General features: G+C 54.0%; 1 protein-coding gene and 1 rRNA gene. Both read right to left on the reverse strand.

Annotated features, from left to right (window positions below; translation table 11 throughout):
• Positions 1-39: 39 nt before the first annotated feature.
• Positions 40-168, reverse strand: a complete 129-nt coding sequence (locus GTO91_RS18530) for a hypothetical protein (protein WP_268894907.1) — start codon at positions 166-168, stop codon at positions 40-42.
• Between the two features lie 48 nt (positions 169-216).
• Positions 217-333 (reverse strand): 5S ribosomal RNA (gene rrf / locus GTO91_RS17690).
• Between the last annotated feature and the right edge of the window lie 204 nt (positions 334-537).

Consider the following 537-nt stretch of genomic DNA (forward strand, 5'->3'; position numbering starts at 1 on the left):
GCGCCTAGGCATCCACCGTATGCCCTTACTAACTTGACCTTATATCGATTGTAGTCGTTGCGTCTCTGCTTGGGTGGCCCCGTAGCGTTGCCGCTTCGGCGTCACCTGTCGCTTCTTCGCTTCGACCGTAATCGCTTGCGCTTTACGTATCCTCTGTGCAGTTTTCAAGGAGCAAATGGCGACCGCCTTGCGGCGGTCATGCCGGTTTCCCGGCGGATCCGGCGACGTCCTACTCTCCCAGGGACCAACGTCCCAAGTACCATCGGCGCTGGAGAGCTTAACTTCCGTGTTCGGGATGGGAACGGGTGTGACCTCTCCGCCATCGTCACCAGATCATTGTATTGTGTTGTTGCGATATTGTATCGCTGAGTTCCCGGCGTCTCACCGGAATTCAGAGTCTAACATACCGGTTAATTAAAATCAACCGGTATGTTTTACCCCTAATTCCTGTGAACCGATTGTCCCGGTCCCTCAAAATCAAACAGTTGCGTTTCTTGCGTGCGTTCGACCTCGACATCTCGCAAACCATAAGGCTCG

The organism is Heliomicrobium undosum (genome assembly GCF_009877425.1).
GTDB classification, from domain to species: Bacteria; Bacillota; Desulfitobacteriia; order Heliobacteriales; family Heliobacteriaceae; genus Heliomicrobium; species Heliomicrobium undosum.